The organism is Mycolicibacter icosiumassiliensis (assembly GCF_900078685.2).
In the GTDB taxonomy this organism is placed as follows: Bacteria; Actinomycetota; Actinomycetes; order Mycobacteriales; family Mycobacteriaceae; genus Mycobacterium; species Mycobacterium icosiumassiliensis.
Genome location: NZ_LT546170.1, coordinates 232442 through 251490, shown reverse-complemented (window position 1 = coordinate 251490; position 19049 = coordinate 232442). Strand labels below are relative to the sequence as shown.

Sequence of the window (19049 nt, the reverse complement as noted above, 5' to 3'; positions counted from 1 at the left end):
CAGAATCTCTTGTCCGCTCAGGAACTTATCTTGCCTCCGGTTCGACAAACTAGGCATGAAATCGTCTCATCACGTTCACGACCTCGCATCGCACATCGGCATCGGTGGCCTCATGGCCGGGGGGACCGCACTGGCCCTCACCGGAATAATCGCAGTAAGCCCGGCGGCACCGGCGCTTGGCGTGGCCGGGCCGGCGTCCGTGCAACTGACCGCGTCGCTGGACCTGTTCGGGCCATGGGCCGACGTTTTCAACACCACGCTGGCCAACGCCACCGAGGTCTTTGACGCAATCAAGGAAGCTGACTTCGGCTTCCCCGGATCGCTGCAAGAGGCTTTGGCCGCAACCACGTTCATCGGAGTCGACGTGGCAACGCCCGAGGGCTCGGAATTGGCGGCTCAAACTCTGGACTGGAGCCATCTCTGGGGCCTGCAGTACCTGGCCGGAATGGACATGGGCATGGGGGTGGTGCCGATCGGTGCAGTTGAACCCGCGGCCACGCTGCTGACTCTCTTGTCGTCGCCGATGAGTGGTGTGCTGATGGGACTCATCGGCCCGCTGCTCAGCCCCGGAGTGGAGCTGATCAACGGTGTTGGTTCGATCGTCGACAGCCTTGGCGGTGGAGACTTTCAGGCTGCGGTACAAGAACTGCTGGCCATGCCCGCGAACATGGTCGGTGCGTTCTTCAACGGCGCCACCCTCAACCTTGATGCGTTGGTTCCGTTGTTGAATGATGCATTGCAGGTCCCGGAAGGCAATGCGGTCCTCGGTGCCAGCTTTGACTTCGGCGGTCTTTTCACACCCGGAGTAACCGATTCCGGCAGCATCGGTGGATCGATCTACAACTCGCTCGGTCTCGACCTGCAGATGGTAGGGATGGGAATGCCGTACTCGGCCCCGGGCGAGGGAGTTGGTCTCATCGCGTCGTTGGTCAGCCTCATCGAAATGTTTGCGGGTGGGATGAGTTGACGCACGTAGTGTTCGTCAGGTGAGCGACGGAGGCGGGCGCCCCCAACATCATTGGGACGACCGCCTCTGGCGCCCCTTCAATTCAACTGCTTTTGACTCGGGCCACCGCACCGGGATCGGTCGGGGTCGGACCAATTGGGGCCACCAGAACCACTTGCCCAGCAGCGCGGCAATTGAGGGCGTCACAAACGAGCGAATGACCAGAGTGTCGAACAGCAGCCCGAGTGCGATGGTGGTGCCGATCTGTGCCACCACGGTCAGATCGCTGACCGCCATCGACAGCATCGTCAAGGCGAATACCACCCCGGCCGAGGTCACGACTGAACCTGTGCCGCCCATCGCTCGAATGATTCCGGTGTTCAGCCCGGCGTGGATCTCCTCTCTGAACCTCGCGACCAGCAGCAGGTTGTAGTCCGAGCCAACGGACAGCAGGATGATCAGCGACATCGCCATCACCATAAAGTGCAGCTCCAAACCGATAATCTGCTGCCACAACAAGATCGATAGGCCAAACGACGCCCCCAGCGACGCCAGCACGGTGCCGACGATCACTGCGGCGGCGATCACGCTGCGGGTGATGATAAGCATGATGATGAAGATCAGACACAGTGCGGCTATGCCGACCGCCATGAGGTCGTAGTTGTTGCCCTCCTGCATGTCCTTGAATACCGACGCCGTACCGCCGACGTAGATCTTCGAACCTTCCAGCGGAGTGCCTTTCATGGCCTCCTTGGCTGCGTGCTTGATGCCGTCGACGTGTGTGATCCCTTCGGGGGTAAGGGGATCGCCGTCGTGGGTGACGACGAACCGAACGGCGTGGCCGTCCGGTGACAGAAACACTTTCAAGCCGCGTTTGAAATCCTGATTGTCGAAGACCTCAGGTGGCAGATAAAACGTGTCGTCGTTCTTCGAGTCGTTGAACGCCGTGCCCATAGCGGACTGGTTGTCCAACATCGTCGCGGTCTGATCCAGCAGGCCGTTCTGGGCGGAATACATGGTGAGCATCGTCGCCCGCGTCGACGTCAGTGTCTGGATCTGTGCCGGCAGTTGCTGGAGAAGCTGCGGTAGCAACGCGTCGAGTCGATCAAGGTCGGGCAGCATCTGGTCGATGTCGCCGCTCAGTACATCGGTGCCGTCGAGGGCATCGAAGACCGATCGCAGGGCCCAGCATGTCGGGATGTTGAAACAATGCGGATCCCAGTACAGGTAGGAGCGCAGTGGTCGCAGGAAATCGTCGAAGTCCGCCAGGTGATTCCGCAATTCCGAAGTGTCAGAGGCTAGTCGATGTGCCTTGCCGACCATGCTGTGGGTGGTGGCCGCCATCTCGGTCATCAACAGCCGCATCCGCGCCATGGCGTCGATGCTGCGCTGCAGATCTTCGGCGCTGGCGCGGAATTCCGTCATGCGATTCTGCAGGTAACCCTGGTTGAGTACCTGCAAGGTGCCCTGCAGGCTGAGCTGAGCCGGCAGGGTGCTGAACGTCAGTGGCGTGCCATCCGGGCGGGTGATCGTCTGGACCCGGCTTATCCCCGGTTCACGCACGACCCTTTTGGCGATCTTGTCGATCACCAGGAAGTCCGCCGGGTTGCGCAGGTCCCGGTCGGTCTCCACCAGCAACGCCTCGGGATTCATCCGCGCTGTGGAGAAGTGTCGCTCGGCTGCGGCATAGCCGGCTGTGGAAGGCAGATCCGGAGGTAGGTAGCGGCGTTCGTTGTAGCTGGTGCGATAGCCGGGCAGCGTCAGCAGGCCGATCAGGGTCAGCGCGGTACTGGCCACCAAGACCGGAGCCGGCCAGCGGACGATGACCGAGCCGAGTTTACGCCAGCCGCGTATTCGCATGGCACGCTTGGGTTCCAGGAGTCCCCGCCGACTGGCGACGGTGATGATCGCCGGACCGAGTGTCAACGCCACCAGCATGGCGACGACCATTCCGGCGGCAAGCGGAATACCGAGCGTCTGAAAGTAGGGGAGCCGGGTGAAGTGCAGGCAGAACGTGGCACCCGCGATCGTCGATCCCGAGGCGAGGATCACGTGCGCGGTGCCGGTGAACATCGTGTGGTAGGCCGTTTCGCGGTCTTCGCCGGCGGTCCTGGCCTCTTGGTAGCGGCCGACCAGAACGATCGCGTAGTCGGTCGCAGCCGCTATGGCCAAGGTGACTAGCAGGTTGGTCGCAAAGGTGGTCAGACCGATGAGTTGGAAGTACGCGAGCCAGGCCACCACGCCGCGTGCCGCAGCGAGGGCGAGAAACACCAACGCCAAGACAATCAGCCCGGTGGTTATTGACCGGTAGACCAACAGAATCATCGCAGTGATGACCAAGAAGGTGAGGGCCACAATGACTTGCGCGCTGTTGTCCCCGGCTACCTGCTCGTCGGCGGCCAGCGCTGCTGGGCCGGTGACGTGGGTGCGCACTCCCGGAGGGGCTTCGACCTCGGCGACGATTCTGCGGACCGCCTCAAGCGACTCGTTCGCCAGCGTCTCGCCCTGATTTCCGGCCAGGTAGACCTGCACGTAGGAAGCGCGGCCGTCGTTGCTCTGCGCGCCGGCCGCAGTTAGCGGATCACCCCAGAAATCCTGGACGTGCTCGACGTGGGAGGTGTCGGTGAGCCTGCTGACCAGTGCGTCGTAGTAGCGGTGTGCCTCGTCGCCGAGTGGCTGTTGGCTCTCGAGGAGGATCATCGCCGAGCTGTCGGAGGTGTACTCACCGAAGACTTGGCCGATTCGCTTCATCGCGGTGACCGACGGCGCAAACTGCGGGCTCATGGGCACCGAGCGCATCTGGCCAACGATTTCGAGCGGCGGTACCGCGGTGCTGAGGACGACGACGATTGCGAGCCATCCGAGGATGATCGGGAAGGCGAGTCGCCGAATCCATGTGGCTACGGCGGAGCGTTCTGCCTGGGGAAGCGGCACCGGTGTGGGCGAGGTGATCTCAGGACCAGCAGCGGCTGTCATAGATGATCCCGGGGCGCAACATGTGCTACATCGTTGGGGCAAGTCATCGCCCAATGGGTCGGACGAGGCGCGTAGAAAGTTCCCACGCTCGAAGCCGCAACCAACGGTTCCCGTTAGAAGGGCGGTGGGTCGTCGTCCGCGGTGGCGTCGACTTTGGGGAACCAGACGGCGTTGAATGCGGCCCGCCGGGCTTGACGGGCCTTGTGGTTCTGGTTGCGTTCGGTCGCGATGCGCGCCGCGCGATTCTGGGCGCGGGTACGCCGTCGGCGGGGCATCATCGCGGTGCGGTCACCACAGCGGTCATCGACAGATGGCTTGGGGACCGGCACCTCCCCGGTAGGTGCGCACAAGCGCGGGAACAGCCACGAACTGCCCGGCGTGGTGACATAGGTCTGGCCCGATGGAGCGGTCAGGATCACCGTCCCGTCCGGCAACTGCTGATCACGCCACGCCCAGAACGTCTTCACCAAATGATGTGTACGGCAATAACATTTAAGGTTTGATGCGTGGGTGGCGCCACCGTCACCATAGGGAACCGTGTGGTCGAGATCGCATTCGGTCGCCGGCCGGTCACACCCAGGCCAGCGACACGTCAGATCCCGGCAGCGGACAAAGTCGGCTAGCGCCTTCGAGGGCACATACCCCGACTCTGGTGGCGCGTCCAAGGGATGCACCAACGACACCAACCGGGCCGATCGGGCAAGCTCGGCGATCAACTCCGGCGGGATCAATCCATCCGCCCCAACCAACGAGCCCGGCGCATCACCGGTCCCGTCGACGGTGGCCTGCTCAGCGATCACATGAATGACCACCGGCGACACCGCCGCACGGCCTCCCGCCACACAATCCGGCCGCCCGCAGCGGCACCCCAGCCGATCCGCCCGCGCCGCCAACGCCCCCATCGCATCGGCCCGCCGCTGCTCACGAGTCCGCGGATCGTGCTCACACACCGTGGCCGCCAACGCATCCAGCGCCCTGTCCACCGCACGCGCATCAACGCTGAACAGACTGCCTTGGATCTCCGAGAGACCCCCCTCGACAAAATTCCCGAACAAGATCTCGCGTTCGGACTGCCGCTCCCTGCGGCGACGCACCGCATCGGCATCGGCCTTCGCCACGATCTTGTCGACCTTTCCCGCCAACCGGTTCATGGTCAGCGACGGCCACCGCGTCACCTGCGCCGCCAACTGCCCATCAACGACCGCCAGCACCTCCCGGTCGGTGATCAACCCGGTGCGATACACCATCGTCTGAAACAACCGCATATCGATATCGCCGGCCTTGAACACCTCCGCCACCTGCGGCAACTGCTCACGCATCGCCCGGGCATAGTGCAACCGACTCCCAGCCAGCCCCTGACTGATCCGCAACGCCGCCGCCACCTCCGCAGCCACCGCCGCCTCAGTATCGACCGCCCACTCCTGCCTCTCACCACAACGACTCAAGCGCAGCGCAAACAACTCCCCAATCGCCACCAACTGCGCCGCCGCCGCCCGATTCTCCGCCCGCGCCAACACGCAAACCCGCTCCACCAACCCCGCCGACTCCGCCGTCACCGACGGATAACGCCGCTCAAACCGCTCACTGAGCCGCGCGACCGACTCCGGAGAGGGAACCCTCGACGACGACTGTTCGAACATACGTTCGATTATAGCGTTCTCCACTGACTCAAACTTTGCGTCAGGGTCGCCAGTTGTGGATAACTGCCGTCACTGTCGGACGGCTGTGGAGTGAGATCTGACTACGGATCAGAAGGTTGGGAGTGTTAGCTCAGTTCCCAGACCGCGGTCACGGTGAAACTCACGGTCTGCTGACCGGGCTCGACCGGGGGAGCGGCGGCCATCGCGCGGGGCATCGGCATGCCGACCGGCATCGGCGGCGGCGTCCCGCCGGCGACCTCGGAGATTGAGAGCACCCGTCCCAGGTGCAGACCGGACAGCTGGGCGTACTGCTCGGCACGGTCCTTGGCGTCGTTGAAGGCCCGCTCCCGGGCTCCGCGCACCAGCGCCGAATCGTCCTCGATGGAGTAGCTCACCCCATTGATTCGGGTGGCGTCCCCGCCGGCCCGCACGATCACCGCCAGCACCTGGGAGGCGGAATCGCGCTCGACCTTGACCCGGATGGTGTTGCCGGCCCGGTAGCCGGTGATGTTCGCCGACCCGCTGGCGTCGGGATTGCCGTACTGCGGTTGCAGGCTGACCTGGGTGGTGCTGATGTCTTTGCGGTCCACCCCGGCATCCACCAGCGCATCGATCACCGCCTGCTGACGCTCGCTGGTCTGGTTCATCGCGCTGGTGACATCTGCGGCGACGAACTCGATGCCCGCCTCGGTGGTCAGCGTGTCCGGAACTCCCTGGACCTCGCCGGTGCCCACCACCGTCACCTGGCGCGGGATGTCCGGTCCGCCGCTCGGCGCGGCGTCGCAGCCGGCCATTGCGAGGGCGGCCACGCCGGCCAGCGCCAGCGTCATGGACCAGCGGAGAACCATCCGGGCACTGTGTGTCGGCATGAGTGGCACCCTATCGGAGTCGATGCCCGTGCCGGCGAGAAAGATCCATGCGGCACACTGAGGCGATGACCTCTGCGCCGTCGCGAGCACTGTCCAGCGCTATCGAGCCGTTCGCCGGCCAGGTGTACTTCGCCCCGGAGTGTCACCGTAGCTACACGGCACTGGGTTTCGGCGCCAGCCCCGCAACAACCGATGGGGTCGAAATGCCGGACGGGCCGGCCTACTTCTGTAGCCGCGGCTCCGCGCTGGGCCAGGCGCCCGGCGCGGTGATCGCCGCGACGTTCGGGGTGTTCAATCCGGCCGTAGTCGTTCCCGCCGTCGGCTACGGCTGGAAGCTGACCGACGCGCCGACCATCCGGGCGGCGCGCACCGAGGGTTCAGCGGCTCAGCTGCGCCGGGTGTTGGGTGCAGCTCCCGACGGCATCGATCGCGCGGTGGAATTGCTGCGCCGCGCTACCGACGGCCTCTCGGTGGCGGGTAAGCCGTTGTTCGCCGGGCTGGTTGCCGACGGGCTGGTCGGCGAGCCGCTGACCGATGCCTGGCTATTGGCTGACCAGCTCCGCGAATTCCGTGGCGATGCGCACGTGAATGCCTGGGTTGCAGCGGGATTCGATGCCGTCGAGATCGGCCTGATCACCGAGCTCTATCGCGGTTTCCGGCCGCGAACCTACGTCCGGTCCCGGGCGTGGAGTGACGAGCAGTTGACCGCCGGGGAGGAGCGGCTGGCCGAGCGTGGCCTGGCGCGCGACGGAGTGCTCAGCGATGCCGGACACGCCGCTCGCGAGGCGATTGAGACCGCAACGGATGCCGCATGCGCGCCGATCGTGGCGCGCCTCGGCGACGACCTGGGTGAGGTGGTCGAGCTGGTCGGCGGGTGGTCGAAGCAGCTGCTCGACGCCGGTGGCTTTCCCAAGGCCTGGCTTAGTGCTGAGGGGTAACCAGGATCTTGCAGTGTCGGTCGGGATCGGCCAGCTCGTCGAAGGCCGCGCCTACGCCATCGAGTCCGACCTCGCCGGTGATCAGCGGCGCCACGTCGATGCGGCCCTCGGCGATAGCCCGCAGTGACGCGGCGAACTCCGCCGGTTCGTAGGCCAACACGAACTGCACGCTGATCTCCTTGGCGATCCCGTAGAACGGGTGCACGGTGTCGGGTTCCATGCACACTCCCGCGACCACCAGTCGGCTGCCTACCGGAGCTCGGCGCAGTACGTCGTCGATGATGCCCGGAACGCCGACCGCTTCAAAGATCACCTTGGGGGTGACGGCATCGAACGGTGATCCCTGCGCCGGATCGAGGGTGCGATGCGCGCCCATGGTCGTCGCAAGTTCTCGGCGGGCCGACGAATAGTCAGCGGCCACAATGTCTTCCACGCCTGCGTTGCGTAAGGCGGCGACGATTGCCATCCCGATCGGTCCGCAGCCCAACACCAGCGCCGTCTCGCCGGGCACAATGCCGGATCTGTTGACCGCATGCAGTCCCACTGCCATCGGTTCGGTCAGTGCGGCGTGGCGGGGATCCAGCCCGCTGGGGATCGGCACCAGCAGCGGAGCCGACAGCAGCATCTTCTCGGCGTAGCCGCCCACTGTGGTGTTGGAGTAGACGATCGGTTCAATACCCTTGGTGGCCAACAAGACCGGGATGGAGGTGACCGGGGTTCCGGCGGGAAAGGTATCGGTTCCGGGGCCGGCCTCGAGCACCGTCGCGCTGAACTCGTGGCCCATGAAGATGTCGGTGCCCAGATCGACCGACGCCCGGGATGAGGGGCTGCCGGACATGGATTGCGTCGCGGCCAGCACCTGCTCGCCATGCGAGGCGAAATGCAGGTCGGATCCGCAGATGCCGCATGCGGTCACCGCAACCAGCACCTGGCCCGGGCCCGGCGTCGGCTCCGGCACGTCGTCGCGGTAGATCATCCGCCCGTCGCGCAGCACCGCGGCGCGCATCAGTGCGAACTGTTCTTTTTGGGGGGCGCCGACTCGGTCACATGCTCGACGACGGCGTTCTTGATCGCCTCGCCGGCTCGGCCGAACAGCGTGTCGCGCATGCCCCGGGCCCAGTCATGCGACGCCTTGGGTGCGGCAAGCTGGCCCTTGAAGTGTGGAATCACCTTGCGGGCCAACAGCTCGTAGCTGCGATAGGTAGCCTCCGGGGCGGCCCAGTCATGCCCCAGGAACAGCAAGGTGCCGAAGCCGCCGGAACGCTCCAGCAAACCGGTGATGTGTTCGATCGCGTCATCGGGAGTGCCGATACAGCAACTTCCGGCCGCGGCGTAGGCCTGGACGAACTCGGTCGGTGTCTGCGGTGAGCCTTCGACTTCGCTGGCCAGCGGTACGAATCCGGCCGCGCCGAAGTAGTTCGCGAAATCCTGCAGTCCGTAGGTGCAGTCGGCGATCGCCTGCTCGCGGGTGTCGGCGATGTGCATGATGCTCAGCACCCGCCAGTCACCCCGGTCCGGTTCGTCGCGGCCGGCTTTGGCGGCCTGATCGCGTACCACATCCCAGGTGTTCTCCAGTGCCGCAAACCCGCCTGGCACCGACATCGACAGCGACAGCAGTGAGGTGCCCAGCGCGCCGGCCAACCGCGGCCCGGACGGTGAAATCATCGCGGCCGCAGAGACTTCTGGGTACGGCCAGGTGTACGGGCGAATGTGCAGGGCGGCGTCGCGCAGGGTGAACCAGTCCGAATGCCGAGTGATCAACTCGCCCGGCTCGGCCCGGAACAGTGCCAGGATCGCCTCCAGCGACTCCTGCATCATCCGGCGCTGTTCGACGGGGTCGATGCCCATCATGTGGGCGTCGGTGGGCAGCGCGCCCGGTCCCGCACCGAACATCACCCGGCCGCGGGTCAGGTGATCCAGCAGCACCCAACGGTCGGCCACCATCAACGGGTGGTGATACGGCAGCGAAACCACGCCGGTGCCCAGCCGGATGTGCTTGGTGCGTTCCGCGGCGGCGGCGATGAACACCTCGGGGCAGGCGATCAGCTCATAGCCGCCCGAATGATGCTCCCCGAACCAGGCTTCGTCGAAGCCCAGCCGATCCAGTGCGACGACGCGCTCCAAGTCATATTCCAATGCGACCGTCGGCGATTGGCCCAGCGCGTGAAATGGGGTGATGAAGACCCCGAAGCGCAGCGGTCGGGCGGTCACCACTGCACCTCGTTCAGAAACTCCAACAGTACGGCGTTGACCTCGTCGGGCCGCTCCTGCTGCAGCCAGTGGCCGGCGCCGTCGATGATCAGCTCGCGGTAGGGGCCGGTGACCAGCTCGGCGGCTCGGTCGCGGCGGGTGAAGGCCAGCACCGGATCGGCGGACCCGGCGATGAACAAGGTGGGACTGTCGATGGTCGCGGCGGGTGGAGTGGTCATGATCTCCCAGTTGCGGTCGAGGTTGCGGTACCAGTTCAGCCCGCCGGTGAACCCGGTGCGGGTGAATTCGGCGATGTAGTGGTCCAGTTCGTCGGCGCTGATCCAGTCCGGACGCGCCGCCGGCTCGGCAAGTCGATCGATGAAGCCCATCGGCCCGGGGGCGGTCATCAGCAATGCCGATTCGCGGTCGCCCGGACTGAGGCTGCCCATCATCCGGCGCATGGTGCGCGCCGGGTCAGAGTCCAATTCCGCGTCCGCGATACCCGGCTCCTGGAAATAGAGCATGTAGAAAAAGTTCTCGCCGAAGATATTGCGGAAGGCCTCCGTCGGAGGGGCTTGCGGCCGGGGCACCGGCGGCACGCTGAGCCCCGCCACGCCGGCCACCCGGTCCGGGTGCAGCTGCGCGGCGCTCCACACCACCGGCCCGCCCCAGTCGTGGCCGATCCAGATCGCACGCTGGGCGCCGACGTCGTCCAACAGCCCGACCAGATCACCGGTGAGCGCTGCGATGTCGTAGGCCGCGATCTCGTCCGGTCGCGACGAGCCGCCATAGCCGCGCTGATCGGGTGCCAGCACATGGAATCCCGCCTCGGCCAGTGCCGGGATCTGATGGCGCCACGAGAAGGCCAATTCCGGGAATCCGTGGGCCAGCAACACCACCGGAGCGCCACGCTCGCCCGCCTCGGTGACCCGCAGGGTCACGCCGTTGGTGTCGACGAATCGTTGCGTTGCTCGTTCGATTGCGGGAGCCACCGTCACACCAAAGCACAACCGGGCCGCGATCGAACAGGGTTCCTGAGTCCGGCCAGGCCTGTTCGTCGTGGGGGACGGTAGCCTGAACATGCCCAGCTGCATGTATTGGAAGGATTTGGCCGCGCCCGGCCGATGTCTGATGAATCGCAAAAACGTGATCCGTACCGTAACCGCGATCGCAGTGGTGTTGCTGCTCGGTTGGTCGTTCTTCTATTTCAGCGATGACACTCGCGGATACAAGCCGGTCGACACCTCGGTGGCGGTGGCCCAGATCCACAGTGGCAACGTCAAGAGCGCCCAGCTCGACGACCGCGAGCAACAGCTGCGCCTGGTCCTGAAGACCCCGCTCACCAGCGTCGAGGTGACCGACAAGGCCGGCCAGCCGGGCAAAGCCGACAAGCGTGGCCGGGCCGAGAAGGTCGACAAGCTGATCACCAAGTACCCAACCGGGTACGCGGTTCCGCTGTACACCGCGTTGACCGCCAAGAAGGCCGAGATCAACACCACGGTGAACCAGGGCAGTCTGCTCGGATCACTGCTGATCTACATGTTGCCGATGTTGCTGCTGATCGGGCTGTTCGTGATGTTCTCCCGAATGCAGGGCGGCGCCCGGATGGGCTTCGGCATGGGCAAATCCCGGGCCAAGCAGTTGGGCAAGGACATGCCCAAGACCACGTTCGCCGACGTCGCCGGTGTCGACGAGGCGGTCGAGGAGCTCTACGAGATCAAAGACTTCCTGCAGAACCCGGCCAGGTATCAGGCGCTGGGCGCCAAGATCCCCAAGGGTGTGCTGCTCTACGGTCCGCCGGGCACCGGCAAGACCCTGCTGGCCCGGGCGGTGGCAGGTGAGGCGGGCGTGCCCTTCTTCACCATCTCCGGCTCGGACTTTGTGGAGATGTTCGTCGGAGTGGGCGCCTCCCGGGTTCGCGACCTATTCGAGCAGGCCAAACAGAACAGCCCATGCATCGTGTTCGTCGACGAGATCGACGCCGTGGGCCGCCAGCGTGGCGCAGGCATGGGCGGTGGCCACGATGAGCGCGAGCAGACGCTCAACCAGTTGCTGGTCGAGATGGACGGCTTCGGTGATCGGGGCGGGGTGATCCTGATTGCGGCCACCAACCGGCCCGACATCCTCGACCCCGCGCTGCTGCGGCCCGGCCGGTTCGACCGCCAGATCCCGGTGACCAACCCCGACATCGCGGGGCGGCGCGCGGTGCTGCGGGTGCACTCCAAGGGCAAGCCCATCGGGCCCGACGCCGACCTGGACGGCCTGGCCAAGCGCACCGTCGGAATGTCCGGTGCTGACCTGGCGAATGTGATCAACGAGGCGGCACTGCTTACCGCACGCGAGAACGGCACCGTCATCACCGCGGCGGCGCTGGAAGAAGCGGTCGACCGGGTGATCGGCGGCCCCCGGCGCAAAGGCCGGATCATCAGCGAACACGAGAAGAAGATCACCGCCTACCACGAGGGTGGCCACACCCTGGCGGCATGGGCGATGCCCGACATCGACCCGGTCTACAAGGTGACGATTCTGGCCCGCGGACGCACCGGCGGGCATGCCGTGGCGGTGCCCGAGGAGGACAAGGGACTGCGCACCCGCTCGGAGATGATCGCCCAGCTGGTCTTCGCCATGGGCGGGCGCGCCGCCGAGGAACTGGTATTCCGTGAGCCGACCACCGGTGCGGTCTCCGACATCGAGAAGGCCACCGCGGTGGCGCGCGCCATGGTCACCGAGTACGGCATGAGCGCCAAGCTGGGGGCGGTCCGCTACGGCAGTGACCACGGTGACCCGTTCGTCGGGCGCGCGATGGGTACCAAGTCCGACTACTCGCACGAGGTGGCCCGCGACATCGACGACGAGGTACGCAAGCTGATCGAGGCCGCGCACACCGAGGCGTGGGAGATCCTCACCGAGTACCGGGATGTCCTCGACATTCTGGCCGGCGAGCTGTTGGAGAAGGAGACGCTGCACCGCGCGGACCTGGAGAAGATCTTCAACGCCGTGACCAAGCGCCCCCGGCTGACCGCGTTCGACGACTTCGGCGGCCGGGTCCCGTCCGACAAACCGCCGATCAAGACCCCCGGCGAGCTGGCCATCGAGCGGGGTGAGCCGTGGCCGCAGCCGAAGCCGGAACCGGCGTTCAAGGCCGCCATCGCCGAGGCGTCCAGGGAGGCGGCGGCCCGGGCCGGTGAGGGCGGTCCCAATGGCAGCAACGGCGTGCCCGCCGGCGGCTACCCGCCCTATCAGCACCAGCCCCAGCCGTATCCCGGTACCAGCCAGCCGCCGGCCCCGCCTGCGCCCACTGGCGACGGCGAAAACAATCGGTCCGAGCAGCCGTCGGGTGACTGAGAAAGCGGGGTCGGCGATGGTGTCGGCAATCTTCGATCAGGCGCGGGCCGAGGCCGCCGTGCGCGAGCTGCTGTTGGCGGTGGGCGAAGACCCCGACCGGGCGGGCCTGCTCGACACCCCGGCGCGGGTCGCGCGGGCTTATCAGGAGATGTTCGCCGGGCTCTACACCGACCCGGACGCGGTGCTGGAGACCACCTTCGACGAGCAGCATGAAGAGCTGGTGATCGTCAAGGAGATCCCGCTCTACTCGACCTGCGAGCACCACCTGGTGTCCTTTCACGGTGTCGCGCACGTCGGGTACATCCCCGGCTACGACGGCCGGATCACCGGTCTGTCCAAACTGGCGCGGTTGGTCGACCTCTACGCGAAGCGGCCGCAGGTGCAGGAGCGGTTGACCGCACAGGTCGCCGACGCCCTGATGCGCAAACTCAATCCGCGCGGAGTCATCGTGGTGATCGAAGCCGAGCACCTCTGCATGGCGATGCGCGGAGTGCGCAAGCCCGGTGCGATCACCACCACATCGGCGGTTCGCGGGCAGTTCAAAACCGACAGCACGTCGCGCGCTGAGGCCCCGGAAGGCGCAAGTGAGCCCGACACGCGTGCAGGTCGTCGGGGTGGTCAATGTCACCGCCGATTCGTTCTCCGACGGCGGGCGCTACCTCAACGTCGATCGCGCCGTCGAGCACGGCCGCCGGCTGGCGGGCCAGGGTGCGGCGATCATCGACGTGGGGGGCGAGTCGACTCGGCCCGGCGCGGTGCGTGCCGAACCGCGAGCGGAGGCGCAGCGCGTCATACCGGTGGTGAAAGAGCTTGCTGACCAAGGTATTACGGTCAGCATCGATACGATGAACGCCGTCGTCGCCGAGGCTGCGCTGGATGCCGGCGCCACGATCGTCAACGACGTGTCCGGGGGAGCGGCGGACCCCGCCATGGCGCCGTTGTTGGCCTCCTCGGGCGCCCGGTGGGTGCTGATGCACTGGCGGCCGGTCGATCCCGACGACCCGCATCGGGTGCCGTGCTACGGCGACATCGTTGCCGAGGTCCGCCAGGATCTGCTCGCCGCCGTCGACGCGGCTGTGGCCGCCGGCGTGGACCCGGCGCAGTTGATCGTCGATCCCGGTCTGGGCTTCGCCAAAACCGCGCAACACAATTGGGCCTTGCTGCGCGGGTTGCCGCAACTGGTAGACCTGGGCATACCGGTTCTGGTTGGCGCGTCACGCAAGCGGTTTCTCGGTACGCTGCTGGCCAGTGCGGACGGTACGCAGCGACCGCCCGGTGAGCGCGAAACGGCCACCGCGGTGATATCGGCGTTGTCTGGGCTGCACGGCGCCTGGGGTGTGCGGGTGCACGACGTGCGGGCCTCGGTCGACGCGCTACGAGTCCTGGGAGCCTGGAACAAAGGGGGCGCGAGCGGTGACTGATCGGATCGAGTTGCGCGGCTTGAAGGTTCGCGGCAATCACGGTGTGTTCGCGCACGAGCGTGCCGACGGCCAGGACTTCATCGTCGACATCACGGTCTGGATGGATCTCGCTGTCGCGGCGGCCAGCGACAACTTGGCCGACACCTACGACTACGGACAGCTCGCACAGCGCGCCGCGGAGATCGTCGCCGGCCCGGCTCGCGACCTCATCGAGACCGTTGCCGCCGAGATCGCCGAGGAGGTGATAGGCGACGCGCGGGTGCAGGCCGTGGAGGTGACGGTGCACAAGCCGCACGCCCCGATCCCGCTGAGCTTCGCCGACGTTGCGGTGGTGGCCCGGCGCTCACGCAGCGATCGGCGCGGCAGGGTGGTCCCGGCATGAGTCGCGCCGTGCTCTCGGTGGGGTCCAACCTGGGGGACCGGTTGGCCCTGCTGCAGTCGGCGGTCGACGGCCTGGGCTCAGCGGTGCGCGCGGTATCTGGGGTGTACGAGACCGAGGCATGGGGCGGAGTCGAACAGGGCCCCTTCCTCAACGCGGTACTGATCGTCGAAGACCCGGCCGCCGATGAGCGCGGCTGGCTGCGCCGGGCGCACGAACTGGAGCAGGCGGCCGAGCGGGTGCGCTCGCAGCGGTGGGGGCCGCGGACCTTGGATGTCGACGTGATCAGCTGCCACGACTCGGTGGGGACCGAGGTGCGGTCCGACGACGACGAGCTGACCCTGCCCCATCCCCGGGCCCATCTGCGTGCGTTCGTCCTGGTGCCCTGGTTGTCGGTGGACCCGGAGGCGCGACTGACCGTGGATGGGCGACCGCGTCCGGTGGCAGATCTACTCGACGAGCTGGAACCGGCGGAGCGCGCCGGAGTGTCGTCGACCGACCTGGTGTTGCAGCTCTGATGGGCCCGACGCGCAAACGTGACGTGGCCGCTGCGGCCGCCGTGGTCGCCATCATCAGCTACCTGGCGGTCCAGGTGCTGTACCGATGGTTCCCGCCCATCACCGTGTGGACCGGGATATCGCTGCTGGCGGCCGCGATCGCCGAGGTGGCCTGGGGCCGCTATGTCGGGGCGAAGATCGACGACGGCCAGATCGGCGCCGGGGCCGGCCGGCTGCATCCGCTCGCGGTGGCGCGCACCGTGGTGGTCGCCAAGGCCTCGGCGTGGATGGGGGCGCTGGTGCTGGGCTTCTGGCTGGGTGTGCTCGGCTACCTGCTGCCGCGCCGGTCCACGTTGCACGTCGCTGCCGAGGACACCGGCGGCGCCGTGGTTGCCGCGGTGAGCGCGCTGGCGCTGCTTCTCGCCGCGCTGTGGCTGCAGAATCGCTGCAAGTCGCCGCAGGATCCGGGCCAATCCGGACATCTGACCGGAAATCAACCCGGGTAAGAATCGCCGAAGCCGGGCGACACGCGGATTGACTTTGTGCAGGTACAGTCGGGCAATGCGGGCCAGCAAGGGTACGGGACAGAGCGACGAGGTGGGACGGCGCAGATGAATTCGGTCCTGTCCCGCGCCCCGGGTCGGCGTGGAGTTCGCAGGCCGGGCTGGACGTTGATGACGGCGTTGCTGATCCTTGCGATCGCCGCGAGTTCGGCGCTGGTGTTCACCAGTCGGGTGGAGCTGCTCAAACTCGCCGTCATCATCGCGCTGTGGGCCGCGGTCGCGGCTGCGTTCGTCTCGGTGATCTATCGACGGCAAAGCGATGTGGACCAGGCCCGGGCCCGAGACCTGAAGCTGGTCTACGACCTGCAACTGGACCGGGAGATTTCCGCACGGCGCGAGTACGAGCTGACGGTGGAGTCCCAACTGCGCCGCGAACTGGCCTCCGAACTGCGGGCACAGGCCGCCGACGAGGTCGCCGCGTTGCGAGCCGAGTTGTCGGCACTGCGAACCAACCTGGAGATCCTGTTCGATGCCGACCTGAGCCACCGTCCGGCACTGGAGCCTGAGCGCACCCCGGTCCGTGCCTACAGCGACTGGGCGCGCTCCGGTGAGCAACCGGGCACCGGCGCCGCCCGGGTCGCATCGTCGGCCACCACGAGCTACCCGCCGGACTCGGTCACCCAGACCGCGGAGAACCCGATCATCGACGTTCCGGAGGTGCGGATTCCGGCCGCTGGGAGCCCCACGCCCCAGGCTCCGCAGCGGCCGGAATCCGCACCTCCGGAACGTCGATGATCGGGTTCNCCCGCGCACGCCGGTGCGGCCGCGGCCCGGCATTCCGCCGGCGCCGACGGGAGCGCCGAGGGCCCCAGCGCCGGCGGTCAGTCGGTGGCTGACTTGCTGGCCCGGCTGCAGCCGACTCCGGGCGAAGGCCGCCGGCACCGTCGCCGCGAGGACTGATTCGCGGTCAACTGCGACCAACGTCACTCGCAGCGCCGGGACCAATGGGGATAGACTCACCGGCGACCGTCCGGTACCCGCAACGCGGGACTGGAACGAATACCAAGAGAACCTGTGAGGTCGTCTGCATGGCGCAGTTCGACGGACTGCGGCCCGCCCGGCTCAAGGTCGGCATCATCTCGGCTGGCCGCGTCGGCACCGCACTCGGTGTTGCGCTGGAACGTGCCGAGCATGTCGTCGTGGCGTGCAGTGCCATCTCCGAGGAGTCGCGGCAGCGCGCCCAGCACCGGCTGCCCGACAGCCTGGTCCTGCCGGCACCCGATGTAGCCGCAGGTGCGGAATTGCTGGTGCTCGCCGTCCCCGACACCGAACTGGCCGGCATCGTGTCCGGTCTGGCCGCCACGGGTGCGGTGCGCGCCGGCACGATCGTCGTGCACACCTCCGGGGCCATCGGGATCAGCGTGCTTGCGCCGCTGGCCGAGCAGGGCTGCCTGCCGCTGGCCATTCATCCCGCGATGACCTTTACCGGCTCAGACGAGGACATCGACCGGTTGTCCCAGAGCTGTTTCGGTATCACCGCCGCCGACGAGATCGGCTTCGCCATCGCCGAGGCATTGACGCTCGAGATCGGCGCGGAGCCGTTCCGGGTCGAGGAATCCGCCCGCACCCTCTACCACGCCGCGCTCTGCCACGGCGGAAATCACGTGGTCACCGTCATCGACGACGCGCTGGCCGCGTTGCGGGCGGCGTTGCCCGGACGGCTCGGCTCGGTCGTGGCCGATGACCCCGACGGTATCGCCGAGCGGGTGCTCGGACCGCTGGTGCGCGCCGCGCTGGCCAACACCCTGCGGGACGGCCGGGCCGCGCTGACCGGGCCGGTGGCCCGTGGCGACTCGGCTACCCTGGCCCGGCACCTGAGGGCGCTGGCCGGCGTAGACCCAGACCTGGCCGAGGCGTATCGCACCAACGCGCTGCGCACCGCGCACCGCGCCGGTGCCGCCGACGACGTGCTGGAGGTGCTGGCTCGATGAGCACGAACGCGGTCCGGGGCCCGCAGCCCACTTTCGCCGCCGGCGGGTTCAACGTCTATGAACGGCCGGACGATGTCGCGCGGGTCAGCCGTGCACTGCGGTCGACCGGTCGCCGGGTGATGCTGGTGCCGACCATGGGCGCCCTGCACGACGGTCACCTGTCGCTGGTTCGAGCGGCGCAGCGGGTGCCTGGCTCGGTAGTGGCGGTGTCGATCTTCGTCAACCCGCTGCAGTTCGGCGCCGGAGAGGACCTCGACGCCTACCCGCGCTCCCTGGACGACGACCTGGCCGCGCTGCGCGCGGCAGGGGTCGACCTGGTTTTCACGCCGACCGCCGCCGCCATGTACCCGAACGGCCCGCGTACCGCCGTGCACCCGGGCCCGCTAGGAGCCGAACTGGAAGGTGCCGCCCGCCCGACCCACTTCGCCGGCATGCTCACCGTGGTCTGCAAACTGCTGTCGATCGTCAACCCCGACCGGGTGTTCTTGGGGGAGAAGGACTATCAGCAGCTGGCGTTGGTGCGCCAGATGGTCACCGACCTCAACCTTGACGTGACGGTGGTGGGCGTTCCCACCGTGCGCGAGTCCGACGGCCTGGCCATGTCGTCGCGCAATCGCTATCTTGACCCCGCGCAGCGCGAAGCCGCGACGGCCCTGTCGGCCGCCCTGGCTGCCGGTGAGCGCGCGGCTGCGGCGGGCGCACAAGCGGCACTGGATGCCGCCGCCGCGGTGTTGTCCGCGGTGCCTGCCGTCGAGGTCGACTACCTGCAGGTTCGAGGAGTCGACCTCGGCCCGGCGCCCACCGATGGATCCGGACGGTTGTTGCTCGCCGCCCGGGTGGGCACCACCCGACTGCTCGACAACGCGGCGATCACGCTTGGACTTCCCATCGAATCAACCCGGAGGAATTGATGTTTCGGACGATGCTCAAGTCGAAGATTCACCGTGCCACGGTCACTCATGCTGACCTGCACTATGTCGGCTCGGTGACCATCGACGCAGATCTGATGGACGCGGCCGACCTACTCGAGGGTGAGCAGGTCACGATCGTCGACATCGACAACGGTGCCCGACTGGTGACCTACGCCATCACCGGTGAGCGCGGCAGCGGTGTCATCGGAATCAACGGTGCGGCAGCGCATCTGGTGCACCCCGGTGACCTGGTTATCCTGATCGCTTACGGCACCATGGAGGACGCCGAGGCTCGCCGCTACCGGCCGCGGATCGTATTCGTCGACGCCGAGAACAAGCAGGTGGACCTCGGTGACGACCCAGCCTTCGTTCCCGACGACGTTTCGGATCTGTCCCCCGCAAGCGGGAGGTACCCCCACTCGCCCCGAATGAGCGTGCGGTAG

Annotated in this window: 16 protein-coding genes and 2 pseudogenes; 12 read left to right on the top strand and 6 right to left on the bottom strand. The window is 67.0% G+C overall.

What is annotated here, in order from left to right:
• Positions 1-112: 112 nt before the first annotated feature.
• Positions 113-967 (top strand): outer membrane porin GjpA, encoded by an 855-nt coding sequence (gjpA, locus tag BN4346_RS43790; RefSeq protein ID WP_167666261.1) that lies wholly within the window; start codon positions 113-115, stop codon positions 965-967.
• Between the two features lie 48 nt (positions 968-1015).
• On the opposite strand, the gene BN4346_RS43785 is transcribed toward gjpA, so the two are convergent.
• The 3 genes from BN4346_RS43785 to BN4346_RS43775 form a co-directional block, all read right to left on the bottom strand.
• Positions 1016-3922, bottom strand: a complete 2907-nt coding sequence (locus tag BN4346_RS43785) for an MMPL/RND family transporter (protein WP_078058825.1) — start codon at positions 3920-3922, stop codon at positions 1016-1018.
• Between the two features lie 113 nt (positions 3923-4035).
• Entirely contained in the window at positions 4036-5562 is a 1527-nt protein-coding gene (locus tag BN4346_RS43780) for an HNH endonuclease signature motif containing protein (protein WP_067976486.1), read from the bottom strand.
• 125 nt (positions 5563-5687) lie between these two features.
• Positions 5688-6431, bottom strand: coding sequence for an SIMPL domain-containing protein (locus BN4346_RS43775; protein WP_067976484.1), 744 nt, complete (start codon positions 6429-6431; stop codon positions 5688-5690).
• Between the two features lie 65 nt (positions 6432-6496).
• Between BN4346_RS43775 and BN4346_RS43770 the strand changes: the two genes are divergently transcribed.
• Positions 6497-7369, top strand: a complete 873-nt coding sequence (locus tag BN4346_RS43770) for an SCO6745 family protein (protein WP_067976518.1) — start codon at positions 6497-6499, stop codon at positions 7367-7369.
• Here BN4346_RS43770 and BN4346_RS43765 read toward each other — a convergent pair.
• Genes BN4346_RS43765 through BN4346_RS43755 form a run of 3 tightly spaced genes read right to left on the bottom strand, consistent with a single transcriptional unit; the run spans position 7353 to position 10551 of the window.
• Positions 7353-8375 (bottom strand): zinc-binding dehydrogenase, encoded by a 1023-nt coding sequence (locus BN4346_RS43765; protein ID WP_067976482.1) that lies wholly within the window; start codon positions 8373-8375, stop codon positions 7353-7355. The two genes, BN4346_RS43770 and BN4346_RS43765, sit on opposite strands and share 17 nt — an antisense overlap.
• A complete protein-coding gene (locus BN4346_RS43760; protein WP_067976516.1) occupies positions 8375-9580 on the bottom strand; it encodes an LLM class flavin-dependent oxidoreductase in 1206 nt (401 codons plus the stop codon). The genes BN4346_RS43765 and BN4346_RS43760 overlap by 1 nt, the downstream gene beginning before the upstream one ends.
• Entirely contained in the window at positions 9577-10551 is a 975-nt protein-coding gene (locus BN4346_RS43755) for an alpha/beta fold hydrolase (protein ID WP_407695153.1), read from the bottom strand. Before BN4346_RS43755 ends, BN4346_RS43760 begins: the two co-directional genes overlap by 4 nt.
• Before the next feature lie 139 nt (positions 10552-10690).
• On the opposite strand from BN4346_RS43755, the gene ftsH reads away from it, so the two are divergent.
• The 10 genes and pseudogenes from ftsH to panD all read left to right on the top strand — a co-directional run bounded on the left by ftsH (position 10691) and on the right by panD (position 19049).
• Positions 10691-12904, top strand: coding sequence for an ATP-dependent zinc metalloprotease FtsH (gene ftsH / locus BN4346_RS43750; RefSeq protein ID WP_067976514.1), 2214 nt, complete (start codon positions 10691-10693; stop codon positions 12902-12904).
• Positions 12905-12932: 28 nt separating this feature from the next.
• Positions 12933-13481 (top strand): annotated as a pseudogene (gene folE / locus BN4346_RS43745) (GTP cyclohydrolase I FolE); the annotation flags it as partial.
• Positions 13482-13488: 7 nt separating this feature from the next.
• On the top strand, positions 13489-14325 hold the full coding sequence (gene folP / locus BN4346_RS43740; RefSeq protein ID WP_067976479.1) for a dihydropteroate synthase: 837 nt from the start codon (positions 13489-13491) through the stop codon (positions 14323-14325).
• Entirely contained in the window at positions 14318-14707 is a 390-nt protein-coding gene (folB, locus tag BN4346_RS43735; RefSeq protein ID WP_067976478.1) for a dihydroneopterin aldolase, read from the top strand. Before folP ends, folB begins: the two co-directional genes overlap by 8 nt.
• Positions 14704-15222, top strand: a complete 519-nt coding sequence (gene folK, locus BN4346_RS43730; protein WP_067976475.1) for a 2-amino-4-hydroxy-6-hydroxymethyldihydropteridine diphosphokinase — start codon at positions 14704-14706, stop codon at positions 15220-15222. The genes folB and folK overlap by 4 nt, the downstream gene beginning before the upstream one ends.
• A complete protein-coding gene (locus BN4346_RS43725; protein WP_067976473.1) occupies positions 15222-15707 on the top strand; it encodes a DUF3180 domain-containing protein in 486 nt (161 codons plus the stop codon). Before folK ends, BN4346_RS43725 begins: the two co-directional genes overlap by 1 nt.
• A gap of 105 nt (positions 15708-15812) precedes the next feature.
• Positions 15813-16735, top strand: a pseudogene (locus BN4346_RS48545) (DUF6779 domain-containing protein); the annotation flags it as partial.
• A gap of 57 nt (positions 16736-16792) precedes the next feature.
• Complete coding sequence (locus BN4346_RS43715) at positions 16793-17695, top strand: Rossmann-like and DUF2520 domain-containing protein (RefSeq protein WP_067976471.1); 903 nt, start codon at positions 16793-16795, stop codon at positions 17693-17695.
• Positions 17692-18606, top strand: coding sequence for a pantoate--beta-alanine ligase (gene panC / locus BN4346_RS43710; RefSeq protein WP_067976469.1), 915 nt, complete (start codon positions 17692-17694; stop codon positions 18604-18606). Before BN4346_RS43715 ends, panC begins: the two co-directional genes overlap by 4 nt.
• Positions 18606-19049: an aspartate 1-decarboxylase gene (gene panD / locus BN4346_RS43705; protein ID WP_067976468.1), complete on the top strand. Its 444-nt coding sequence runs from the start codon at positions 18606-18608 to the stop codon at positions 19047-19049. Before panC ends, panD begins: the two co-directional genes overlap by 1 nt.